This is a genomic window from Segatella copri (assembly GCF_051861805.1).
Lineage (GTDB): Bacteria > Bacteroidota > Bacteroidia > Bacteroidales > Bacteroidaceae > Prevotella > Prevotella copri_M.
This window is the reverse complement of sequence record NZ_CP146520.1, coordinates 814,733-835,444: the sequence shown is the minus strand read 5'-3', so window position 1 is coordinate 835,444 and position 20,712 is coordinate 814,733. Positions and strand designations below refer to the sequence as shown.

Sequence of the window (20,712 nt, the reverse complement as noted above, 5' to 3'; positions counted from 1 at the left end):
TGGGGGTAGGAATGTGGGCTGCTATCGCCCTGTAAGGGCAAAAGCTTCCTATACCCAATTTGTTAGAGATTGTTAAATAATAACTTTTTTAGTACTGGCTTGTAACTTTCTTACAGGTGAGTCGTCATTAATTATAGAGGGATGAAAAAAATCAGTTTCCAAAACGATGTTTTGCCACTGAAGAATAAACTCTTCAGGCTGGCCCTTCGCATTACTCTCAACCGGGAGGAAGCGGAGGACGTTGTGCAGGATACCATGATTAAAGTCTGGAATGCCCGCGACAGATGGCAGGAGCTTGACTCCATCGAGGCCTACAGCCTCACCATCGCCCGCAACCTCTCGCTCGACCGCATCAAGAAGATGGACAATCAGAATGATTCGCTGGAAGAGCAGACCACGGAAAGGCTCGACGAGACATCATCCACTCCTTCCGAACGAATGATTCAGAAAGACAAGCTGAACATCGTAAGGAACATCATTAATGAGTTGCCCGAGAAGCAGCGCAGCTGTCTGCAACTTCGAGACATCGAAGGAAAATCCTATAAGGAAATAGCAGACATCCTCAGCATCACCGAAGACCAGGTCAAGGTGAATATCTTCAGGGCTCGACAAACAGTTAAACAAAGATTTCAACAATTCGACAGTTATGGATTATAAGTACATCAACCAACTTTTGGACCGCTATTGGAAGGCCGAGACCTCTCTCGAAGAAGAGGAGATTCTCCGTGCATTCTTCAGCCAGGACGAGTTGCCTGCCGAGCTGAAGCCATATCAGGCGCTCTTCTCTTACGAGATGGGCGAGGCTAAGCAAGAGACACTGGGTGATGACTTCGATCAGAAGATGATGGCGATGATTGAAGATGAATACACCAAGGAGCCTAACAAAGCGAAGGTCGTTTCATTGACAGAGCGTCTGAAGCCTCTCTTCAAGGCTGCTGCCGTGGTAGCTATCGTCCTGACCTTGGGCAACGCTGCCCAGGTGCCATTCCAGAACGATGTCGATAACCAGATTGAAAACGTAGGATACACCAAGAGTGGCAAGGGCGTTTCCGTAGCCATGGGCGATTCTGCTTCGGTTGATTCCATGCAGCGCACGGGCATCGACCAGATAAGCACCACCACCGCTTCTCCTACGATATTGAAGTAGTTATTTCTATGCTTTCTCTATATAAAAAAAATCATGTTTAGTAAAACAATTCTGAAACTGTGAAGTTTCAATTCTCTCAAATTTTTCATAACATACTAACGTATTAGGGCTGCCAGAATATTCTGGCAGCCCTTGCTATTTTTATATAACCTTGTATATCCTCATCTCTCTCATTACCCACAAAGTTTTTCGACTTCAAATAAGTAATCACCTGTTATCTTTCGTATATAATATAATAAGTGGATGCCTGACGTTTGTTATATGTTAAAAATATGCTTATAAGCTGCCAAAACCATGTTAAAAAGTATAGTTTTGGCAGCTTATAAGCATATTTTTATTATATTTGCACTCAAAAAGAAGAGACCATTATGCTTATCGGAAGAGAAAAAGAAATAAAAACATTACAGCAGGCCTATCACTCAGAATACTCTGAGTTTGTGGCAGTTTATGGACGACGACGCATCGGGAAGACTTTCCTTATCAGAGAGGCTTTCAACTATCAGTTTGCCTTTCAGCATACAGGTGTGTATAAAGAAACACTCAAGAAACAACTTCGCAACTTCAGAGATGCCCTAAAAATGAGTGGAATGAAGAAAGTAAGAATCCCAACAGATTGGAGCGATGCCTTCTTTCAACTGGCTCAATTCATCAAAGAAAGCAAGGAAGAAAAGAAAGTCATCTTCATAGACGAGGTTCCTTGGCTTGACACCCCTCGCTCTGGATTCCTTTCGGCATTGGAATATTTTTGGAACTCCTTTGCCTCTGCTCGCAAAGATGTTCTCTTGATTATCTGCGGCTCTGCCACCTCATGGATTATCAATAAAGTATTAAAAAACCATGGTGGGCTGCACAATCGTGTTACTTATCGCATACACCTCCAGCCATTCACGCTACACGAATGCGAAGAATATGCCAAGTATCTAGGCATGCGTGCTTCTCATTACGACCTTATAGAATATTATATGGTTTTAGGGGGAGTTGCCTTCTATTGGTCACGCCTTGACAAAGGGCTGAGTGTGGCCCAGAATATAGACAACATGATTTTCTCCGAAACAGGTTTCCTACATAATGAGTTTAATGAGTTATACGACTCTCTTTTCAATGAGCCAGAATCATATCTCAAGATTATCGACGCCTTAGGCACAATCCGTCTTGGAATGACCCGTGACGAATTGGTAAAAGAAGGCGGCATTACAAGCAATGGTAAACTCACGAGAATGCTGGAAGACTTGACGGAATGTGGATTCATCAAGCGAATACCTTCTTATGGGGGAAAATCCAAAGATGACCTGATCCAATTGGTTGATAACTTCACTATATTCTATTATAAGTACATCAAAGAGAACCAAAACAATGATGAACATTTCTGGTCCAACAGCTACAATTCTCCTATCAGAGCCGCATGGACAGGATTGGCTTTCGAGCGAGTTTGCTTTCAGCATATTCCACAAATCAAACAAGCGATGGGGATTGCTGGTGTAGCCACACAATGCTATTCTTGGAAAGCGAAAGGAGGAATGCACTCCTCTGGTGCTCAAATAGACATGGTACTAGATAGGAGCGACAACATCATCAACATTTGTGAAATTAAGTTCTCAAAAGGAGAATATACCATTACGAAAGATTATGCAATGTCGCTCAACAATAAAGTGGAAAGATTCATTGATGACACTAAGACCAAGAAGTCGATTCTCCTAACAATGATTACGACAAATGGAGTGACACACAATGAATACTGGAATCAAATTCAGAAAGAGATAACTGCCAATGAACTATTTTAGTTGCAAGTACACAAAGTGATGCGTCGGGAGGGGGGGGGGTGTTACACAAGGTTGTGTATCTTGTGTTTATTTATGATTTACAACTATTTAAGAGCATTATTTTATACCCTAAACCGTATGTAAGTGCGGTCATCGAAGCTTTTGTTCCCTGCCACCAAGCCCTTAGTGGCAATGAAGTCGTGGATGCATTGAGGGTCGTGGGCGATGAGATGCGCCAAGGCAGCCTCACTATCTGCCAAGGTTGGCTTCAGGAAAGGATAGCCATCGCTAGCCAATACTACTTCATTGGGAGATGAAACAGGCTTCGGATGCTCTTGAAAGTATGTTTCAATGCTACTTGAAGCAGGTTTCATTTTCAACGCTACAATCTTCACTCCCTCCCGATAAACCGGGAATCCATCGATAACCGTATAGGTCTGGTTCTGCCCGGAAAGCATCGCCTCGATCAATAATGGCTCTATCTGCTTTCTAGCCTCAGCAGGCGAAATGCCCTGCTCTATCAGCTCTACCCTCTTTCTGGCAATCTCCTGCTCATAAGGCTTGCCGTTCTCATAAAGCTTTCCATCGATGATGGCCTGGCAATCGCCCACCATCCATACTTCATTCCTTGTCCGGCTATAAAGAATAGCCGAGGCAGTAAGCCGCTCTTCCGGATGCTCCTTCAACCGCTCTTCCATCCCTAGCTTTTCATACACCTTATTATATATATAGGCTGTCACACCCTGGCAGAAATCATCTACCGAGGCATCCGCTTTCAACTCCTCACGAATATACTCCGAGATAAGCATCATGGCATATCTTCCGTTCTTCATATCAGGATTGAGATGCTTCGGAGTCTTGCTCGTACTGCCATCAATCACTGCGATGAAATCATCGGTAACTACCATTCCATCCTCACAAGCCTCAGGGCTCTTCTTTCCTATGATACTGCTTTCTATTATCTTCATAAAATCTACTTATCTATCTGATTATATATCTGAAAAAAGGCTACCCATCCAGGTAACCTTTTCACTCGTTTATTTATCTCTTATGCTTTTGCTTTCTTTAATCTGATAATCATCTGTATAAAACTTGGAATCATGATACAGAGCGAGAAGCCTACGGCGTAATATACGGTCTTCTCATCGCCATGGAAGAGGTCGATGAGCTTGCCGTCGCTCTGCGGCATGATGTTGGTAAGTACATACGCCATCGTATTATTTATCCAGTGGAGCAGGATGCCCGGAACAAGACTGCCGGTGCGATAATACATCCATCCCAGAAGCAAGCCCATCAGAAGGGCATTGATAAACTGTGCCGCGTTGAAATGAGCCAAACCAAACAACGCTGCAGAGATGATGATGGCTACCCAATGGTTCTTCTTGCTCATGATGCCCAGCAGGGTGCGGAGGATGGCTCCACGGAACACTACCTCCTCGGCAAGAGGCGCCAGGATGCCGACCGCTACATAGCCCCAAGGCTCCTTCATCAGCGAGGTGAATATCTGCTGAGTATTCTCATCCATCTCGATGCCCAGCTGTTCATAGAGGAACGACAGAGGAATGATGGTGCCCAAGGTGAACAATGCCACCCAGAGAAGCGTGCCCCAAGGCTTGGAAAGCAGATAACCGCGGGTAAGCGGCGTCCACTTCGCCTTCAGGAAGATGATGAGGGTGATGACACTGCTGAACACCGAAATAAGCGCCGTAAGAATGGCGTTACCGCCCGTATTTGCTGCCTGAAGCGTTGCCTGATAACCTTCGCCCTTGATGCCTGCCCAGATTCCTGCACCGGCATACATCATGATGATTTGTACTACTATAAATATAATAAGGTAGAGGACTACATCCGTCAAACCTCTCTTTAAATTAATCTTTGCCATTGCTTTTATAGTTTATAATTAACTGTTTTATAGTTAATAGCATTCTTGCTATCATTTCGCTTCCTTTTCGAAGAGATCCAGCACGGTCTGCTCATCCACCTTCAGTTGCGCCGCCAACTCCTCGGGACCGTCAAACTTCCGTTCGCCCCTTATCCGCTTCATGAAGCCTACAAGTAGGAGCTGGTCGTAGATGTCGCCATCGAAATTGAAGATATGCGTCTCCAGGGTTATCTGCTTGCCATTGAAGGTAGGGCGATTGCCCACATTCATCATTCCCCGCTTCCATACCACCGAGTTCTCCAGTCTTACCTTTACGGCATAGACGCCAGGGGCAGGAATCATCTGTCCGAAGTGAGAGATATCGAGATTGGCTGTAGGGAAGCCGAGCTTTCTGCCTTCATGGAATCCGTTCACCACCTTTCCGATGATGGTATAAGGGAAACCGAGGCACCGGGCTGCCATCTCCACTTCTCCCTCTTTCAGCAAAGAGCGGATTACGGAAGAAGAGATGTTGATGCCGTCTATCTGGAAGGCTTCGTTCCTGATTACCTCAATGCCCATCTCCCTGCCATAGCGCACATAATCCTCAAAAGTCTCTGCACGATTGTGACCAAAGCGATGGTCATAGCCGATGAAGAGTTTCCTTACGTTGAGATGGTCGTGGAGCACCTGCTGCATGAACTCCCTTGCCGACATGGCAGCCATCGCCTTGTCGAAATGCAGCACCACGGCATTATCCACTTCAGTCTTCGAAAGCAGCAGCAGCTTGGAATCGAGCGTACTCAGCATCTCTGGCTGATAATCCGCCTGCAAAACCTTGCGGGGATGCGCATCGAAGGTGATGACGGTGGATTGCAAGCCATCCTTTCGTGCTGTCTCTACGAGATGATGAATCAGGAACTGATGTCCACAATGCACCCCGTCGAAGAAACCGATGGTTGCCACACATGGCGGCAACTGCACGGTATCGTTATAATGTATTGTATTCATTCTATCTTCTCTTTGCTATCATTCTCTTAAAAGCTCTCCACAGCTCGCCCACCCAGAGCACAACAGAGGTGGAACCGATGATGAGCAGCCACTCGTGGAGCGACAATGGTGTGGTGCGGAACATTTCGCCACCAAAGGTTACGATGATCCACTGACCCACCAATACCAGTACAAGCACCAGAATCATTCCCCTATCCTTCAGGAAATGGCGGAAGGCGGTGTGATGACTCATCAGCGCCTTGGCATTGAAGAGGTTCCAGAACTGAATCATCACGAAGGTGGTGAAGAACATTGTCAGTTCATGCACATCTACCCCACCCTTGCCTCTGCGCTCGCAGTAAACCAGCAGGGCAAACATCACGAGGAAGAAGACGATGCCGCAGAACAGGATTCCGAAACCGATGCTCTTGTTGATGATGAAATCGGATGCCTTGCGTGGCTTCTCCTTCATCACCTCGTGAGATGGAGGCAATGAGGCGAGCGCCAGGGCTGCGAAGGTATCCATGATAAGGTTGACCCAGAGAATCTGGGTAACCGTCAACGGCATCTCGGTTCCGATGACAGATCCGCCAAGCACCAGCAGGAGGGCTGCCACGTTTACTACCAACTGGAAGAAGAGGAAGCGCTGCAGGTTGCGATAGAGCGAACGTCCCCACATCACGGCGTTGGCGATAGACTTGAAGGAATCATCGAGCAGAGTCATATCCGAAGCCTCCTTAGCCACGGAAGTTCCCGAACCCAGCGACAAGCCCACGTGGGCATAGTGAAGCGCCGGAGCATCGTTGGTACCATCACCTGTTACGGCAACCACCTCGCCACGCTTCTGGAGCATCGCCACCAGTCGCTGCTTATCGGTAGGACGGGCACGGCTCATCACACGGATATCCTTCGCCCGTTCGTAAGCCTCTTCATCAGAAAGCGCCTCCCACTGTTCGCCCGTAATCATCTGCTGGTCGAACGAGGTCAGAGAGCCATCTGCTCCGATATTCTCAGGTTCATCTTCGAAGACACCTATCTGCTTGCCTATCTCCATGGCGGTGGCAGCCGTATCACCCGTAACCACTTTTACTTCGATACCCGCATGGCGGCACTCCTGCACGGCAGCAGGAACATCCGGACGGATAGGATCGGCAATGGCTGCAATGGCCTGCAACTGAAGATCGTTGGCATCGAGAAGTGCTACCACTTCGGCAGTAGAGGTTCTGGATGTTCTCATGATAGAAGTTTCTATCTTCTTATAGGCGAACGCCAGGGTTCTCATTGCCTTATGCTGCCACTCATCGAGTTCTTCGGCTGACTGTCTCTGCATTCTATCTTCGATGATGCATTTCTTCATCACGATTTCAGGCGCACCCTTTACGAAGAGATAGGTCTCGCCATCTACTTCTGCCAAGGTTGCCATCATCTTTCTCTCGGTAGAGAAAGGCAACTGCTTGAGCACGTTCACCTGCCTGCGGAGTTCTTCATAATCCTTGCCCTGGGCATCGAGCCAGAGCAGGAGAGCCGACTCGGTAGGATTTCCAATAGGTTTGCCGTCATTCAACTCGGCTGTAGAGTTGAGGGCGATGGCAGTATCGAGCAGCGCCTCATCGCCCTGCTTGAGTTCCAGGGCACTCACCTGCATCTTGTTCTGGGTAAGCGTACCGGTTTTATCGGTACAGATCACGGTAACGGCACCCATGGTTTCGCAGGCATGGAGCTTGCGCACCAGATTGTTCGACTTCAGCATTCTTCGCATGTTGAGTGCCAGGGAAAGGGTAATCGCCATCGGCAATCCCTCCGGCACCGCCATCACAATCAGGGTAACAGCCATCATGAAGTATTTCAGCACGATTTCTGCCATATAGAAATAATCCTTGCCGCCCCATGCCGGGTTGGTGAGGATATCGTGAATCAGGAAGATGAAGAAGGCTGCCACAGATACCACGGAGCCTACCTTGGAAATCATCTTTGCCAACTTATCGAGCTGCATGTGAAGCGGTGTCTCCACCGAAGTCTGTTCGGTAGATTTCTTCGCCACCTTACCAATCTCGGTAGCATCGCCCACGGAAGTAACCACGAACTCGCCCCTGCCATTCATCACCATGGTAGAACGGAGGATGACATTGCGAGGATAGGCTCCATCGCCACCGCCCTCCAGAGATTTCTCAGTAACGGGTTCGCCCGTCAGGGTAGATTCATTCATCTGCAGGTCGTTGCAGACGATGAGTTCGCCATCGGCAGGCACCTCGTCGCCCACTTCCACGAGTACCACATCTCCCACCACCACATCGTGGCGTGGAATTTCCATCACCTTACCATTGCGGCGCACCTTTACCGGCTGCTCTTCGCTGAGTGCCGTAAGCAGATTAAACTTCTTAGCCGCATCGCGCTCAAAGTAGAAGCCCACGGTTGTAGCAAGGAAAACTGCCACGAAGATACCGATGGTCTCCATGAAATTCTTTTCGATGAAAGCGAGGATAAGGGAAACGAAAGCCGCAACGAGGAGTATCTGGATAATCGGATCGCGATACTTATCCAAATACAGTTTCCATAATGAGGTACGTTGAGGAGGGGTGAGCACGTTTTTGCCATGCAGTTCCCTGCTCTGTTTTACTTGTTCGTCGGTAAGACCGATTCTTTTGTTTTTGTCTATGTCCATTTCTGAATAGAAATTCTTTTCTTTTTGTACGATTAATAAGTACATACGCACGTGTGCGCACATAAATTTGGTGCAAAGATACGGTATTTTTCTGATTCTAAGAAAATTTTTAAGATTTTATTTGGTTATTTGCCTAAAATCTAGTATCTTTGCACTCGAATTTGATAAAAATTCAATGGACTTGTAGCTCAGTTGGTTAGAGCAACAGACTCATAATCTGGAGGTCCTAGGTTCAAGCCCTAGCTGGTCCACATTGAAAATCAAGCAGTTAAGCAGAAATCGCTTAACTGCTTTTTTCGTTTTCAAATATCCTTATTAGAACACACCCTATTGCTTCATTTCCTATAAAACTTTATAGTCTTTATTCTTGTCTTGCCAGAATAAATTTCCACCAGATACACACCAGCAGGCAAACTCTGTAAACTGCTAAAGCTATTTGTCGAAAGTTTACGATTGCCATACAAATCCCTAACTATAAAATGCCTGTCATCTAACTGCAGGTTATTTATTCCGGCAACATTGCCATATGGAGGTAGCTCTAAAGTATATACATCCTTACCATATTTGTTCTCTGCCGAAATATCTATCCAAGCATAATAAGGAGCAGTGATATTTTCAGATTTAACATGAGCATAAAACGGCTCTTTGATTATCTGACTTGACATACCACCGCCATATTCCTCTTCTACACTGATAAACAATTCATCGCTACCAACATATTCAACATCATAATACACATCATAAGAATCGTACTTTGGCATATTACTAACGATTTTTACCACCTTTACACTTTTGATTCTAGGCTTTAATTCCAGAGTCAAATTATAAACACAAGATATTTTCTGTCCTCTCACCTCTCCCTCTAAAACTATCTTGGCATCAATATCACCATTGATATTGATATGATACTTACTGGCATCATCTATTTGTGGGATAGAGAAATCTTTCGTGTCACTTTTTTGAATGACAACATTCTCTTTCCCATCACTCGATGGCAAGATATACTTCCAACATATATGATCCAGATACGCAGCATCAGCACCACCGATATAAAAATCATGTCCTGTGTAGGAAGATACCAAGCCCGTACTATCCATATCTCTCCCTATAATTTCTACATCTTCTTTTCCCTCAACAGCAACTGATGATACCAGCAAAAGCACCAACAAAAATACTTTTTTTATAGTTCTCCCCTTCATGACTTTATTATTTAAATAATTTCCACAACACTATAAACTCTATATTTTCACAAGCAGCTGAACAACCTAAAGTTACTCAGAATATTGCCACATCAGTAAATTCACTTATCCTAGTGTTGCTAAAAAACAGTAAAATACTGAATGACATGGCAAAAGTACAAATAAAATCTGAAAAGTTCACTCCTTTAGGAGTTTTTTTTTCAATCATAGAGTTTTTTCTCTTTTCTTCTGTTTTTATTGTTTTATCCCAAAATAAATTGTATCTTTGCAAGCGTATTTAAAACATATTGCAATTTACAATCTATCTATATCAGATATAGATGTATCAAATAACATGTAGAGAAATGAATAAGATTTTTAAACTCATCTTCGTGCTCTGCTGCTTCTGCGGCATTGCACAGGCTCAGCCTCAACGACCTAAGCTCGTTGTAGGCATCGTAATCGACCAGATGCGATGGGATTACCTCTATCGCTACTACGCCCGCTACGGCGAAGGCGGATTCAAGAGAATGCTCGGCGAAGGATTCAGCGTGGAAAACTGCAAGATTCCTTATATCCCTTCGGTTACAGCTATCGGACACTCTTCTATCTGGACCGGTTCCGTGCCTTCTATCCACGGAATCGCCGGAAATAACTTCGTGAAGGATGGAAAGGTTGTGTACTGTACTGCTGATGATACCGTGAGCCCTGTGGGCTCTGATAGCAAGGCGGGCAAGATGTCGCCTCGCAACCTGTGGGTAACTACCATCGGCGATGAACTCCGTCTGGCTACCAACAACCGCTCTAAGGTGGTGGGCGTGGCCTTGAAAGACAGAGCTTCCATCCTCCCTGCCGGTCATCACGCCAATGGCGCTTACTGGTTTGATGATAAATCGGGCAAGTTCATCACCAGCACCTTCTATATGGAAAAGTTGCCAGAGTGGGTGAACAAGTTCAACAAGCAGAAACTGCCTAACAAGTATCTTTCCAAGAAATGGGAGACGCTCTACCCTATCGATTCCTATAAGGAGAGCACCAGCGATGACAACAACTATGAGAACGGCATCGCTGAGGGCGAGAAGGCGGTATTGCCACTCGACTTGCCTGCCTTATACAAGAAGCATGGCTACAAGATTCTCCGCAACACCCCATTCGGCTGCAACCTGACCTTCGATATTGCCAAGGCTGCCATCGAGGGCGAGAACCTGGGTAGAAACACAGATACCGACCTGCTGACCATCAGCTGCTCCAGCACCGATTACATCGGTCATCAGGTGGGCGTGAACGCCATAGAAACAGAGGATTGCTATCTCCGACTTGATAAGGCGTTGGCGGATTTCTTCGCTTATCTCGACCAGACCGTGGGCAAGGGGAATTATCTCACCTTCCTCACCGCCGACCATGGAGGCGTAAACAACGCCACCTTCCTACAGGACCAACGAATCCCTGCCGGCATCTGGAACAAAAAGGGATTGGTAGAAGAGCTGAATCAGATTCTGAAAGCTAAGTTCAATACCGATAAGGACCTCGTGAAGACCATCATGAACTACCAGGTGTTCTTCAACACAGATATCATCGAAGAACTCGGTTTGGATTACGCAGCCATCAAGCAGGCAGTGGTAGATAGATTGAAGAAAGACAAGGATGTGCACTATGCCTTCGACATGGAGAAGACCTCCACAGAGAGCATTCCTGCAGAGCTGAAGTTCCGTGCCATCAACGGTTACAACCGTGAGCGCAGCGGAGGTGTTCAGATTGTACTGAAACCAGGTCACTACGATTATTACAGCAGCAAGGGAACCACCCACGGAGCATGGAATCCATACGATATCCATATTCCTTGCCTGTTTATGGGTTGGGGCATCCAGCACGGCGAGAGCGCCCAGCCTCACTATATGACGGATATTGCCGCTACCGTATGTGCCCTGCTTCATATTCAAGCACCTAACGGCTGCATCGGCACACCGATATTCTAAACAAAACAAAGGCTAGGTTTCCCAGAATCGGGAACCTAGCCTTTATTATTTATTTCCTCTTCAAAAGAGAAACTCTTTTATTCTTTCATGCAGATTGTATTCTTCATGCATAATTATATTCTTTCATGCATGATTTTCCTAATCATCATTCATGATTTCCATATATTCCTCGTAGGAAATATATCTGCCACCCATCGACTTGAGATGCGGGGTTTCCAACTGGCAATCTATCATCTTGCCTCCATGCTCCTGCAGATAACGGGCCAGGAAAATGAGGGCTATCTTAGAGCCTGATGGAACCTTGGAAAACATACTCTCACCGACGAAAACCTTGCCGATGGTAACACCATAAAGTCCACCCACCAGTTCACCGGTCTCATTATCCCATACTTCCACGCTTGCCGCAAAGCCCTGCTCATGAAGGGCGGTGAATGCCTGAATGATGTTTTCACCCAACCAGGCACCCTCTTCCTCGTAGCGGCCATTGGTCTTGCTGCAGGCACGAATCACAGCATCGAAATCTTCGTTGATTCCCACGCTGTATCGGTTCTTTCTCAGCAGGGTTCTCATGGAATGACTGACGTGGATTTCGTCTGGGAAGATGACGAAGCGCTTCATCGGACAGAACCAGAGAATCTCCGGCTGGTCGCGAAAGCTATACCAGGGAAAGATGCCGTTGCTGTAAGCCAGCAGCAGGCGGTCGATGCTCAAGTCGCCACCTATCGCAAAACATCCGTCTTCATCACCATAATGCGGATCGGGAAAATAAATCTCTTCCGCATTTTCATCTATCTGTAATATCATTGCTTCCTAATAATTAACCACCAGTTCCTTACCATCGAAATCTACGCTGCCCTTGCCTGCCTTCTTGAGCTTGCCGAAGAGCAGCGCCTTCATCAGGATTGGCTTCAGGCGGTTGCCGATGACACGGTCCATCTCGCGGGCACCATATTCCTTGGTGAAGCCCCACTCCAGAATCTTCTCTCTTGCCGCATCGGTAAGCGTAATAGAAACTCCCTTTGCTGCCAACTTTGCATCGAGCTGACGAAGCTTCTTGGCAAGAATCAGTTCTGCCATGTGCTTATCCATATCGTTGAACACCACAGTGTCGGAAAGTCGGTTGATGAACTCTGGCTTGAAAGTCTTCTTTACCTGAGCCAACATTGCCTCGCCACGGGTTACATTACCACCGAAACCTACACTTGCCTGGGATGCATACTGCGCTCCGGCATTGGAAGTCATCACGAGGATTACGTTTCGGAAGTCTGCCTTCTGACCCTTGTTATCGGTCAATCGGGCATAGTCCATCACCTGCAGCAGGATGTTGTAGATGTCGCTATGCGCCTTCTCAATCTCGTCGAGCAGGAGCACGCAGTTTGGGGTCTTGCGGATGGCATCGGTCAGAAGACCGCCATCTTCATAACCCACGTATCCGGCAGGAGAACCGATGAGTTTAGCCACGGTATGCTTCTCGGTGTATTCACTCATATCGAAGCGCACCAGCTCGATGCCGAGTTCCTTAGCCAGCACACGGACCACCTCGGTTTTACCTACGCCCGTAGGACCCACGAAGAGCAGCGAAGCCATCGGCTTGTCATCATCCACCAGTCCAGCCTTCGCCATCATCACAGCCTCAACCACCTTATCCACAGCCTTGTCCTGACCGTAGATCTTGTCGAGTATGCGCTGGCGGAGCGTAGCCAGGGAATCATTGTTTTCATCCTTGATGGCAGCCGCATCTATCTTGCAGACCTTGGTAAGAATCTGCTGGATAATCGCCTTGGTAACGTAGGAACGCTGGCGATATTCCACAGGATGCACCTCCAGATAAGCACCCGCCTCATCCATCAGGTCGATGGCCTTGTCAGGCAGGCAGCGGTTGCTGATGTATTTGGCACTGGCACGAACGGCATACTCCAGGGCATCCTTGCGATAAGTTACGTTGTGGAACTTATTATATTTATACTGCAGCCCCTCCAGTATCTTGATAGCCTCCTCCTCGGTAGGTTCCTTGATGTCAATCTGCTGGAAGCGGCGCACGATGCCCTTGCTCTGAGCCATGTAGCGGTTGAACTCCTCGTAGGTGGTAGAGCCGATGAATCGGATGTCGCCAGCCTCCAGATACTGCTTCAGCATATTGGAAGCATCCGGTCCACCATCAGAGCCACGGCCTGCACCTATCATATTATGAATCTCATCAATATAGATGATGGTATTGCCTTCCTTGGCGGCTCCCTCCATCACCATCTTGATACGCTTTTCGAAATCGCCACGATACTGGGCGCCGGCAAGCATCTGTCCCATGTCCATGCCATAGATGCGTGCTCCCTTGAGACGATCAGGCACCTGATTCTCGTTGATGAGTTTGGCAAGACCATAAACCAGGGCGGTTTTACCTACGCCCGGTTCGCCGATGTGAAGCGGATTGTTTTTTTCTGCACGACAGAGCACCTGGATGGTTCTATCCAGTTCCTGCTCTCTGCCGATGAGCGGATTGTGCTCCTCCACCTGATCAGAGATACAGGTAACCAACTGGTGCCAATCCTGAGGCTGTCGGCTTCTTCCCTCCTCTTCGTCATCATCATAATCGTTATCATAGTCATCCTCATCGTAGCCATCACCCATCATCAGGGTTTCATCACCTGGTTCATTTTCCAGCGGATAATAGCTATCCACACTCGCCAGGAATTCGCCCTGACGGTCGCCCACGTTCTTGCACAACAGGTAAGCGGCTTCTGAGTTCTGCAAGCCAAACATCGCCTGCACGAAATGAGGCACATTCACGAGTTTTCTATCAGCGGCAGCAGCCAAGGCGCATGCCGTTCCAAACATGGTCTTGAAGAGCGACGAAGGCTCCGGCAGATACTTGATGTTTTCAGGCACACGCTCCTGCTTGGCGAGCCATCCCACCAAGTCTTCGTGCATCTTGAGACTATCCACGCCCTCCTCCTGCAAAGCCTGGCAGAAGGCATACTGGCGGAGCAATGACAGGAGCATGTGCTCCGGCATCACGAACTCGTGGTCGAAGAATCGGGCCTGCCTCATGGCATCGTCCATCAAGACACTCATATATCGGGTTAATCCCATACTGTCCATTCTATTCTTTTCCTTTCTTTATTCGGGATTTAAAACTTGAATCGGGGGTTTTGAAAAGCCCCCTATCATTCTGGCATATAAGTGAGCTTCAGCGGATATTTCTGCGTACGGGCTTTCTCCATCGCTTTTTCCACTTTGCTCTTGGCAATGTCGTAGCTGTAGGTGCCCACCACGGCTTTTTCTTCGTGATGAACCTTGAGCATGATAGCTTCAGCCTCAGCCTGCGACTTGAAGAAGATGGTTTCGAGGATATCCACCACGAAATCCATCGGTGTGAAGTCATCGTTGAACATCATCACCACGTAACGCCCCGGCTCCTTGAGCCTGGTTTTCTGGCGTTCACGAATTGCAGTCTGTTCTTGAGCCATATTTTAATTATTACTTTGTATAAGCATTGGTAATCTCTACGACATAGACATCGTGGAATCCGCCCTTGGCACCATACCACTGCAGCAGGTCCTTATCGAGGAACTTTTCTGCCGTCATATTGTCCTTATAGAGTTTGCGGCATTCCAGGGTGAGTCGTGACTGTTCAAAGGCGATGCTGCCGTTATCGGTTTCCACAGGAGTCAATCCTGTTTCCTTTGCCTTATCGAAATCACGTCCGCTCTTGGATCCGCAGAAGTTATATATCTTTCGAGCCTCCTCGCTATGTCCGAGGAAAGAGAGGGTCATGAATTCATTCTCCTCGATGATGCCGTGGGTGTAGCGTTCCGGACGGATAAATACCACAGCCACCGACTTGTTCCATAGCCAGCCCAGGCAGCCCCAGGAAGCGGTCATCATATTGAACTTATCCTTGTTGCCGGCACAAACCAGCATCCACTCTTTGCCAATAGTCTCGAAGACATTATCATTCAGTTTTTTTACGTTGATTTTCTCCATTTTATCTTTTCCTTTCTCTGTATATTTTAATTAATGAAATATTGCAGCATTCAACAAAAGCCATGCCAATTCATCGCCTAACACTGCATATCACCTGCAAAGATACAAGAATAATCTGAAAAAGCGAATGTTTCTATCAGAAAATATCGAAATCGCAGAAAATATTAGTAGGGTATCAAGATAGCATCAGGTAGAAGAGTGGCGAAAAGTAATTGCAAAAACCTACAAAAACAAATTAAAAGCGGAAAAGTTTTGCATTCATGAAAAAAATCTCCATTTTCTGATACAACTTAGCGAAATTATCACTATCTTTGCAACCGTAACCCTTGCAGAAAGCCCCCAAAGGGCAGGAGGTCGGGGCGACATATACATATTAAGGCGTAACTGTACGCTTTGGTTTTGACGTGTTAGAACTTCGCAACTTCAAACAGAATGTCAAGAACAAAGCAACGGGGACGCCCTACAGGGTGTATTATATACAGCCCTCTTTGGCTTCGAGCAATATGCTCGTTGGTAGAGAGGAGGAATTATATACACATCTACGTGGGGCTTTCAGCGTTGCTCGTTTCGACATTCTGGGCAATGCGAAGGCCTTAACACGTGGAACGAGCGACAGGACTGGCTCCACGTTTTTCTATGCTATATGAGAGAACTTAAAAATAAACTGCCAATTCTGGAGTCGTTGGCTTATCAAGGAGCACCATGTGTAAAATGACCATATCATTCCAAAAAGACTTCAATCAAGAAGACTACTTATTCATAAATGGCATTCATGTATCAAAAGCTATGTGGAAACAACAAGACGTTCCCATATACAGATATATGGACGCTGAATATTTACTGAGTTTGTTGGATTCCAAGAAATTATACATCAATAACCGTCAGAAGTTTGAAGATTTAAACGAACACGGATGGAAACTAGGACTAAAAGGCTCTTTTCCTCCAATTCCACAGGAAAAGAATAAGCAAAAACAGAAAGCATTGGACGAAGAATCCTATGCCAAATGGGCATCGGCCTATTCTTGCTGCATTTCATGTTGGACACGTGCCATTGGTAATAACACAGGTTGTTACTCAGAGAATTATCTTATGTGGAAAAATTATACTTCTAAGTATGGCATAAGAATAACAACAACCAATAAGAATTTAGTTAATTGTATAGACAACCATTTTAAAAAAGACATTATACTAGATAATGTAGCGTACTCTGAAGATGAGATACGTTCCTTTCACACAAAGGATATGATTTTCACCAAAAGAGCATTCTACAAAGATGAACGAGAGATTCGTTTGTGTCTATTAGATAACAGCAGTTATTATCTATTGGAGATTAATCCAGAAATTTTAATCAAAGAGATTATATTCTCTCCATTTATGCCAAAAGAAATCAGAGCAGTACTTCAAAGCCATTTAGAGAACAAATACGAATGGCTCAAAGGAAAGATTTTCTGTTCACAAATTTGCACCAAGAATAATATATTTTAATTATCAAATAATACAAAATTATGAAGAATAAGATAAAATACATTTGTACAATAATCATAGTGCTCCTTTCATTTGCACAACAAATGAAAGCTCAACATAATACCGACATTAACATTGACGAAATAATGAGAAAAGCAGAGTATGGGGATGCTGTTTCTCAATACCAACTAGCTGCATTCTATCACAATGGGTATGGTATCAAAGAAGATCAAAAGCTAGCTTATTTCTGGGGATTAAAAGCTGCAAAACAAGATTTAGCACAAGCTCAATATTTAGTAGGATACCTATATGCTAACGGACAAGGCGTCACCAAAAATCTTGCTAATGCTATTATTTGGTGGAAGAAATGCGCTAATCATGAGAATGATACAGAATTGATGAAACACGATGATTTCAAATCTTGTATTGCAAATGCGCAATACTTTCTTGGGTATTGTTATCGCAATGGGGAAGAAGTAGAAAAAGATCCCAGCGAAGCATTCGCATGGATGAACAAAGCTGCAAAAAATGGTAATATTGATGCAATGTGGAATGTTGGTTTTTTATATCACGGTGGAATTGGTGTTAGTAAAGATTTATCAAAAGCATATGACTTTTTACAAAAAGCAGCAGAAAAAGGTTCTTCGAATGGAGCATTTTATCTTGGAGTTATGTATCTAGATGGAGAGTTCGTCAAAAAAGATGAAGTTAAAGCTTTCTATTGGACCCAAAAGGCTGCAGAGTCAGGTTTCACAACAGCAGAGCTAATGCTTGGTTCTTTATATTACAAACAAGGCGTTGGCACAAAGCAGGACTATAAAAAAGCAAACGAATGGCTTACAAAAGCTGCAAATAAAGGTGTACCACAAGCATTATGTGACTTAGGATGGTCATATTATTTAGGACAAGGAGTGTCAAAAAACTATCCAGAAGCACTTCGTCTATTCTCCAAAGCTACAGAAAAAAACTATCTAGATGGTTACAATGGAATTGCATATTGCAAATTCTATGGATTTGGCACGAAAAAAAACGAAGATGAAGCTATAAGTTTAATAGATAAAGCTATAGAACTAAGTAACAATGACAATAGATTCTTAGATACAAAAGGAGAATTTTATTGTAAGTTAGGTTATATTGACAAAGCTAAAGAAATATACGACCAAATTGTCAACAATGACTCCACATATTACAACAGCACATCAAATTCTTATCTAGCTAGCTTTTTTAAAAATCAGCAACATATCGATACTGATGACAACATACCTTGCACTACAACTAATAGCAAAAATGTATTTGCCGTTATTATCGCAAATGAAAAATATCAAAGTGAGAAAGCCGTACTGTATGCAAATCGTGATGGAAAAATCTTTTCAGAATACTGCAATAAGACATTAGGTATTCCTGAAAAGAACATACATTTTATATCTAATGCGACTCTGAATAATATAAAACATGAGATAAAATGGCTTCAAGATGTAATCAATGCATACAATGGAGATTCACGTATTATATTCTACTATGCAGGTCATGGTATTCCAGACGAAAAGAATAAAAGTACTTACCTGCTTCCAGTTGATGGCTATGGTTCTGATGTAACAACAGGATATGCCTTAGAAGACTTATATAAATCGTTGGGAAGTCAGCCTTCAAAATCGGTGACGGTATTTCTCGATGCATGCTTCAGCGGTGCAAACCGTGATGGAAGCATGTTAGCTTCGGCTCGCGGTATTGCCATAAAGGTAAAATCTAGCAGTCCAACAGGCAATATGGTAGTATTCACAGCCGCACAAGGAGATGAAACCGCCTACCCATACAAAGAGCGAAGTCATGGTCTCTTCACTTACTATCTTTTGAAGAAGCTTCAAGAAACAAAAGGCAATGTTACTTTAGGCGAGCTTGGCGACTACATACAAACACAAGTAAAACGCCAATCTGTAGTAACGAATGGCAAACTACAATCACCAGCAATTCTCACAGCACCAAAGCTTGGGAATAATTGGAAAAATTGGAAACTGAAATAAAGCTATTTTGTTTCAGGTTCGCCTATCTAGAGTTATTTACACAATAACGAAAATGGGCGTTTTTTTACCCATATCTACGTTTTTTTATGAGATATGGGTAAAAAATCGCCCATTTTTACAATTATTCACTAAACAGATCATCTGCCACAACCTCGCTCTGCACCCTATTCCAATAGGCATTATGCACTACCCCATAGGTGGTAACCATCGTAAGATGAATCGCCTTGCGATGAGAAACGGAAGCACCAAAGCGGGAGAGCTTGTGACGAAGAACTGCATCGTAATCCTTATCTATCACAAACTCATTCTGTGAGAACTTCATCTCGCAGATATTGACCGTATTATCGGCTCGCTCTATCAGCATATCAATCTGCGCTCCTGCACCATAAACCGGATCATCTTTCACCTGCCAGGAATACGTATTGGTAACAACGCCCGAAATGCCAAGCGCCTGCTTGATTTGAGGAATATGCTGGAAACATACCCGCTCGAAAGCCAAGCCGCACCACGAATACCGGAGAGGCGAAGTATAATTGTGAGACCAGAACGAAGGATCATCAGTTTTGTTCTCCTGCATGAACTTCAGGAAGAACAAAGAGAAATTATCCATCAGGCGATAGATGGCATTATATTTCCTGGCACCATAGGCATTGGTACGGACGATAAAGCCACAATGCTCCAAATCTTCCAAGATTCGGGAAAGATTGCCATTATCCGCAATTCCCAGACCAGACACAATCTCCTCTCTACGCATTCCGCCTAACTTCTTCCCCAAGATACTCACCACATCTATATATTTATCAGAATTACGGAAGAGAGAATCATACAACTCCCTGAACTCATAATGCAAAAGCCCCTGAGGTGCAAAGAAAAGAGAATCTATATTCTGTGCCAAGCTCCTGCCCTTCTGCATCAAAGACCAATAATAGGGAACACCACCCATCACCATATAGGCTTCCAGCAAATCATATCGAGAATAAGCCAAGCCCATAGCCTCGCTATATTCCTCACACTCGTGAAGGGTGAAAGGCTCCAGGAATATCTGATAGTTCACACGATTATGAAGTCCGCCATGATTCCTGAAGATCTTATTGATAATCCAGGATGTGGCAGAACCGCAAATAATGAGCAGGATGTCGTCTCGCATGGCAGCCCATCCATTCCAGAAGAACTCCAAAGCCGTGACAAACTTAGACCTAGGCGTATCCATCCAAGGCATTTCGTCGATGAAAACAACTTTCTTCTTCGCTGATGACTGGCGAATAAGCTCCTTCAACATATCGAAAGCCTCCAGCCAATGCTTGGGGGTAGAAGGCGCAACATATCCTGCGTTCTCTAAAGAAGAACGCCAACCATACAGTTGCTCTTGCAAAGACCCATTAGCAAGACCGGAATGAGAAAAAGTAAACTTATCCTTAAACGTCTGTTTGATGAGATAAGTCTTTCCCACACGTCTTCTTCCATACAACGCAACGAATTTTGAGTCATCGGAATTATAAGCTTCCAGCAACTCAGCCTGCTGTTTCTTTCTGCCTATCAACATATTATAATCCTCCCTAATTGATGATTCTACTTATTAAACTAGGGGCAAAGATAATAAAAACAATCGGTATAATTGGCGGAAAATACATTTTTTAACCCACATTCCGCCAAGTATACGCTTATAATTGGC

The 20,712-nt window shown here is 45.0% G+C and carries 16 protein-coding genes and 1 tRNA gene; 7 read left to right on the top strand and 10 right to left on the bottom strand.

Annotation, left to right across the window (positions count from 1 at the left end; genetic code table 11):
* Positions 1 to 141: 141 nt before the first annotated feature.
* The 3 genes from V8Z93_RS03150 (at position 142) to V8Z93_RS03140 (ending at position 2,928) form a co-directional block, all read left to right on the top strand.
* Positions 142 to 657 (top strand): RNA polymerase sigma factor, encoded by a 516-nt coding sequence (locus tag V8Z93_RS03150; RefSeq protein WP_089544824.1) that lies wholly within the window; start codon positions 142 to 144, stop codon positions 655 to 657.
* Positions 647 to 1,147 carry a pyruvate ferredoxin oxidoreductase gene (locus V8Z93_RS03145; protein ID WP_089544823.1) on the top strand — a complete coding sequence of 167 codons (501 nt, stop codon included), beginning with the start codon at positions 647 to 649 and terminating at the stop codon, positions 1,145 to 1,147. Before V8Z93_RS03150 ends, V8Z93_RS03145 begins: the two co-directional genes overlap by 11 nt.
* Before the next feature lie 368 nt (positions 1,148 to 1,515).
* On the top strand, positions 1,516 to 2,928 hold the full coding sequence (locus V8Z93_RS03140) for an AAA family ATPase (RefSeq protein ID WP_439432377.1): 1,413 nt from the start codon (positions 1,516 to 1,518) through the stop codon (positions 2,926 to 2,928).
* 101 nt (positions 2,929 to 3,029) lie between these two features.
* Here V8Z93_RS03140 and V8Z93_RS03135 read toward each other — a convergent pair whose 3' ends face one another.
* From V8Z93_RS03135 to V8Z93_RS03120, 4 genes are all read right to left on the bottom strand, one after another.
* Positions 3,030 to 3,875 (bottom strand): hypothetical protein, encoded by an 846-nt coding sequence (locus V8Z93_RS03135; protein WP_439432376.1) that lies wholly within the window; start codon positions 3,873 to 3,875, stop codon positions 3,030 to 3,032.
* A gap of 80 nt (positions 3,876 to 3,955) precedes the next feature.
* Positions 3,956 to 4,789, bottom strand: coding sequence for a lysostaphin resistance A-like protein (locus V8Z93_RS03130; RefSeq protein WP_439432375.1), 834 nt, complete (start codon positions 4,787 to 4,789; stop codon positions 3,956 to 3,958).
* Positions 4,790 to 4,840: 51 nt separating this feature from the next.
* Positions 4,841 to 5,779 carry a bifunctional riboflavin kinase/FAD synthetase gene (locus tag V8Z93_RS03125; RefSeq protein ID WP_439432374.1) on the bottom strand — a complete coding sequence of 313 codons (939 nt, stop codon included), beginning with the start codon at positions 5,777 to 5,779 and terminating at the stop codon, positions 4,841 to 4,843.
* Between the two features lies 1 nt (position 5,780).
* The gene (locus tag V8Z93_RS03120; RefSeq protein ID WP_439432373.1) at positions 5,781 to 8,420 is read right to left on the bottom strand and encodes a calcium-translocating P-type ATPase, PMCA-type; all 2,640 of its coding nucleotides are present in this window, start codon (positions 8,418 to 8,420) and stop codon (positions 5,781 to 5,783) included.
* Positions 8,421 to 8,597: 177 nt separating this feature from the next.
* Between V8Z93_RS03120 and V8Z93_RS03115 the strand changes: the two genes are divergently transcribed.
* Positions 8,598 to 8,671 (top strand) — tRNA-Ile (locus V8Z93_RS03115).
* Positions 8,672 to 8,755: 84 nt separating this feature from the next.
* Here the strand turns inward: V8Z93_RS03115 and V8Z93_RS03110 are convergent.
* On the bottom strand, positions 8,756 to 9,619 hold the full coding sequence (locus V8Z93_RS03110) for a hypothetical protein (RefSeq protein ID WP_439432372.1): 864 nt from the start codon (positions 9,617 to 9,619) through the stop codon (positions 8,756 to 8,758).
* A 344-nt stretch (positions 9,620 to 9,963) separates the two neighbouring features.
* Between V8Z93_RS03110 and pafA the strand changes: the two genes are divergently transcribed.
* Entirely contained in the window at positions 9,964 to 11,574 is a 1,611-nt protein-coding gene (gene pafA, locus V8Z93_RS03105; RefSeq protein ID WP_439432371.1) for an alkaline phosphatase PafA, read from the top strand.
* Positions 11,575 to 11,712: 138 nt separating this feature from the next.
* On the opposite strand, the gene aat is transcribed toward pafA, so the two are convergent.
* From aat to V8Z93_RS03085, 4 genes are all read right to left on the bottom strand, one after another.
* The gene (aat, locus tag V8Z93_RS03100; RefSeq protein ID WP_439432370.1) at positions 11,713 to 12,378 is read right to left on the bottom strand and encodes a leucyl/phenylalanyl-tRNA--protein transferase; all 666 of its coding nucleotides are present in this window, start codon (positions 12,376 to 12,378) and stop codon (positions 11,713 to 11,715) included.
* Between the two features lie 6 nt (positions 12,379 to 12,384).
* Positions 12,385 to 14,619 (bottom strand): AAA family ATPase, encoded by a 2,235-nt coding sequence (locus V8Z93_RS03095; RefSeq protein ID WP_439432814.1) that lies wholly within the window; start codon positions 14,617 to 14,619, stop codon positions 12,385 to 12,387.
* Between the two features lie 116 nt (positions 14,620 to 14,735).
* Entirely contained in the window at positions 14,736 to 15,038 is a 303-nt protein-coding gene (locus tag V8Z93_RS03090) for an ATP-dependent Clp protease adaptor ClpS (protein ID WP_153122911.1), read from the bottom strand.
* Between the two features lie 10 nt (positions 15,039 to 15,048).
* Positions 15,049 to 15,555: a flavin reductase family protein gene (locus V8Z93_RS03085; protein WP_439432369.1), complete on the bottom strand. Its 507-nt coding sequence runs from the start codon at positions 15,553 to 15,555 to the stop codon at positions 15,049 to 15,051.
* A 786-nt stretch (positions 15,556 to 16,341) separates the two neighbouring features.
* Here V8Z93_RS03085 and V8Z93_RS03080 point away from each other — a divergent pair.
* The gene (locus tag V8Z93_RS03080; RefSeq protein WP_439432368.1) at positions 16,342 to 17,040 is read left to right on the top strand and encodes a hypothetical protein; all 699 of its coding nucleotides are present in this window, start codon (positions 16,342 to 16,344) and stop codon (positions 17,038 to 17,040) included.
* Between the two features lie 20 nt (positions 17,041 to 17,060).
* Entirely contained in the window at positions 17,061 to 19,040 is a 1,980-nt protein-coding gene (locus tag V8Z93_RS03075) for a caspase family protein (RefSeq protein ID WP_439432367.1), read from the top strand.
* 121 nt (positions 19,041 to 19,161) lie between these two features.
* Here V8Z93_RS03075 and V8Z93_RS03070 read toward each other — a convergent pair whose 3' ends face one another.
* A complete protein-coding gene (locus tag V8Z93_RS03070; protein ID WP_439432366.1) occupies positions 19,162 to 20,583 on the bottom strand; it encodes an AAA family ATPase in 1,422 nt (473 codons plus the stop codon).
* Positions 20,584 to 20,712: the final 129 nt, after the last annotated feature.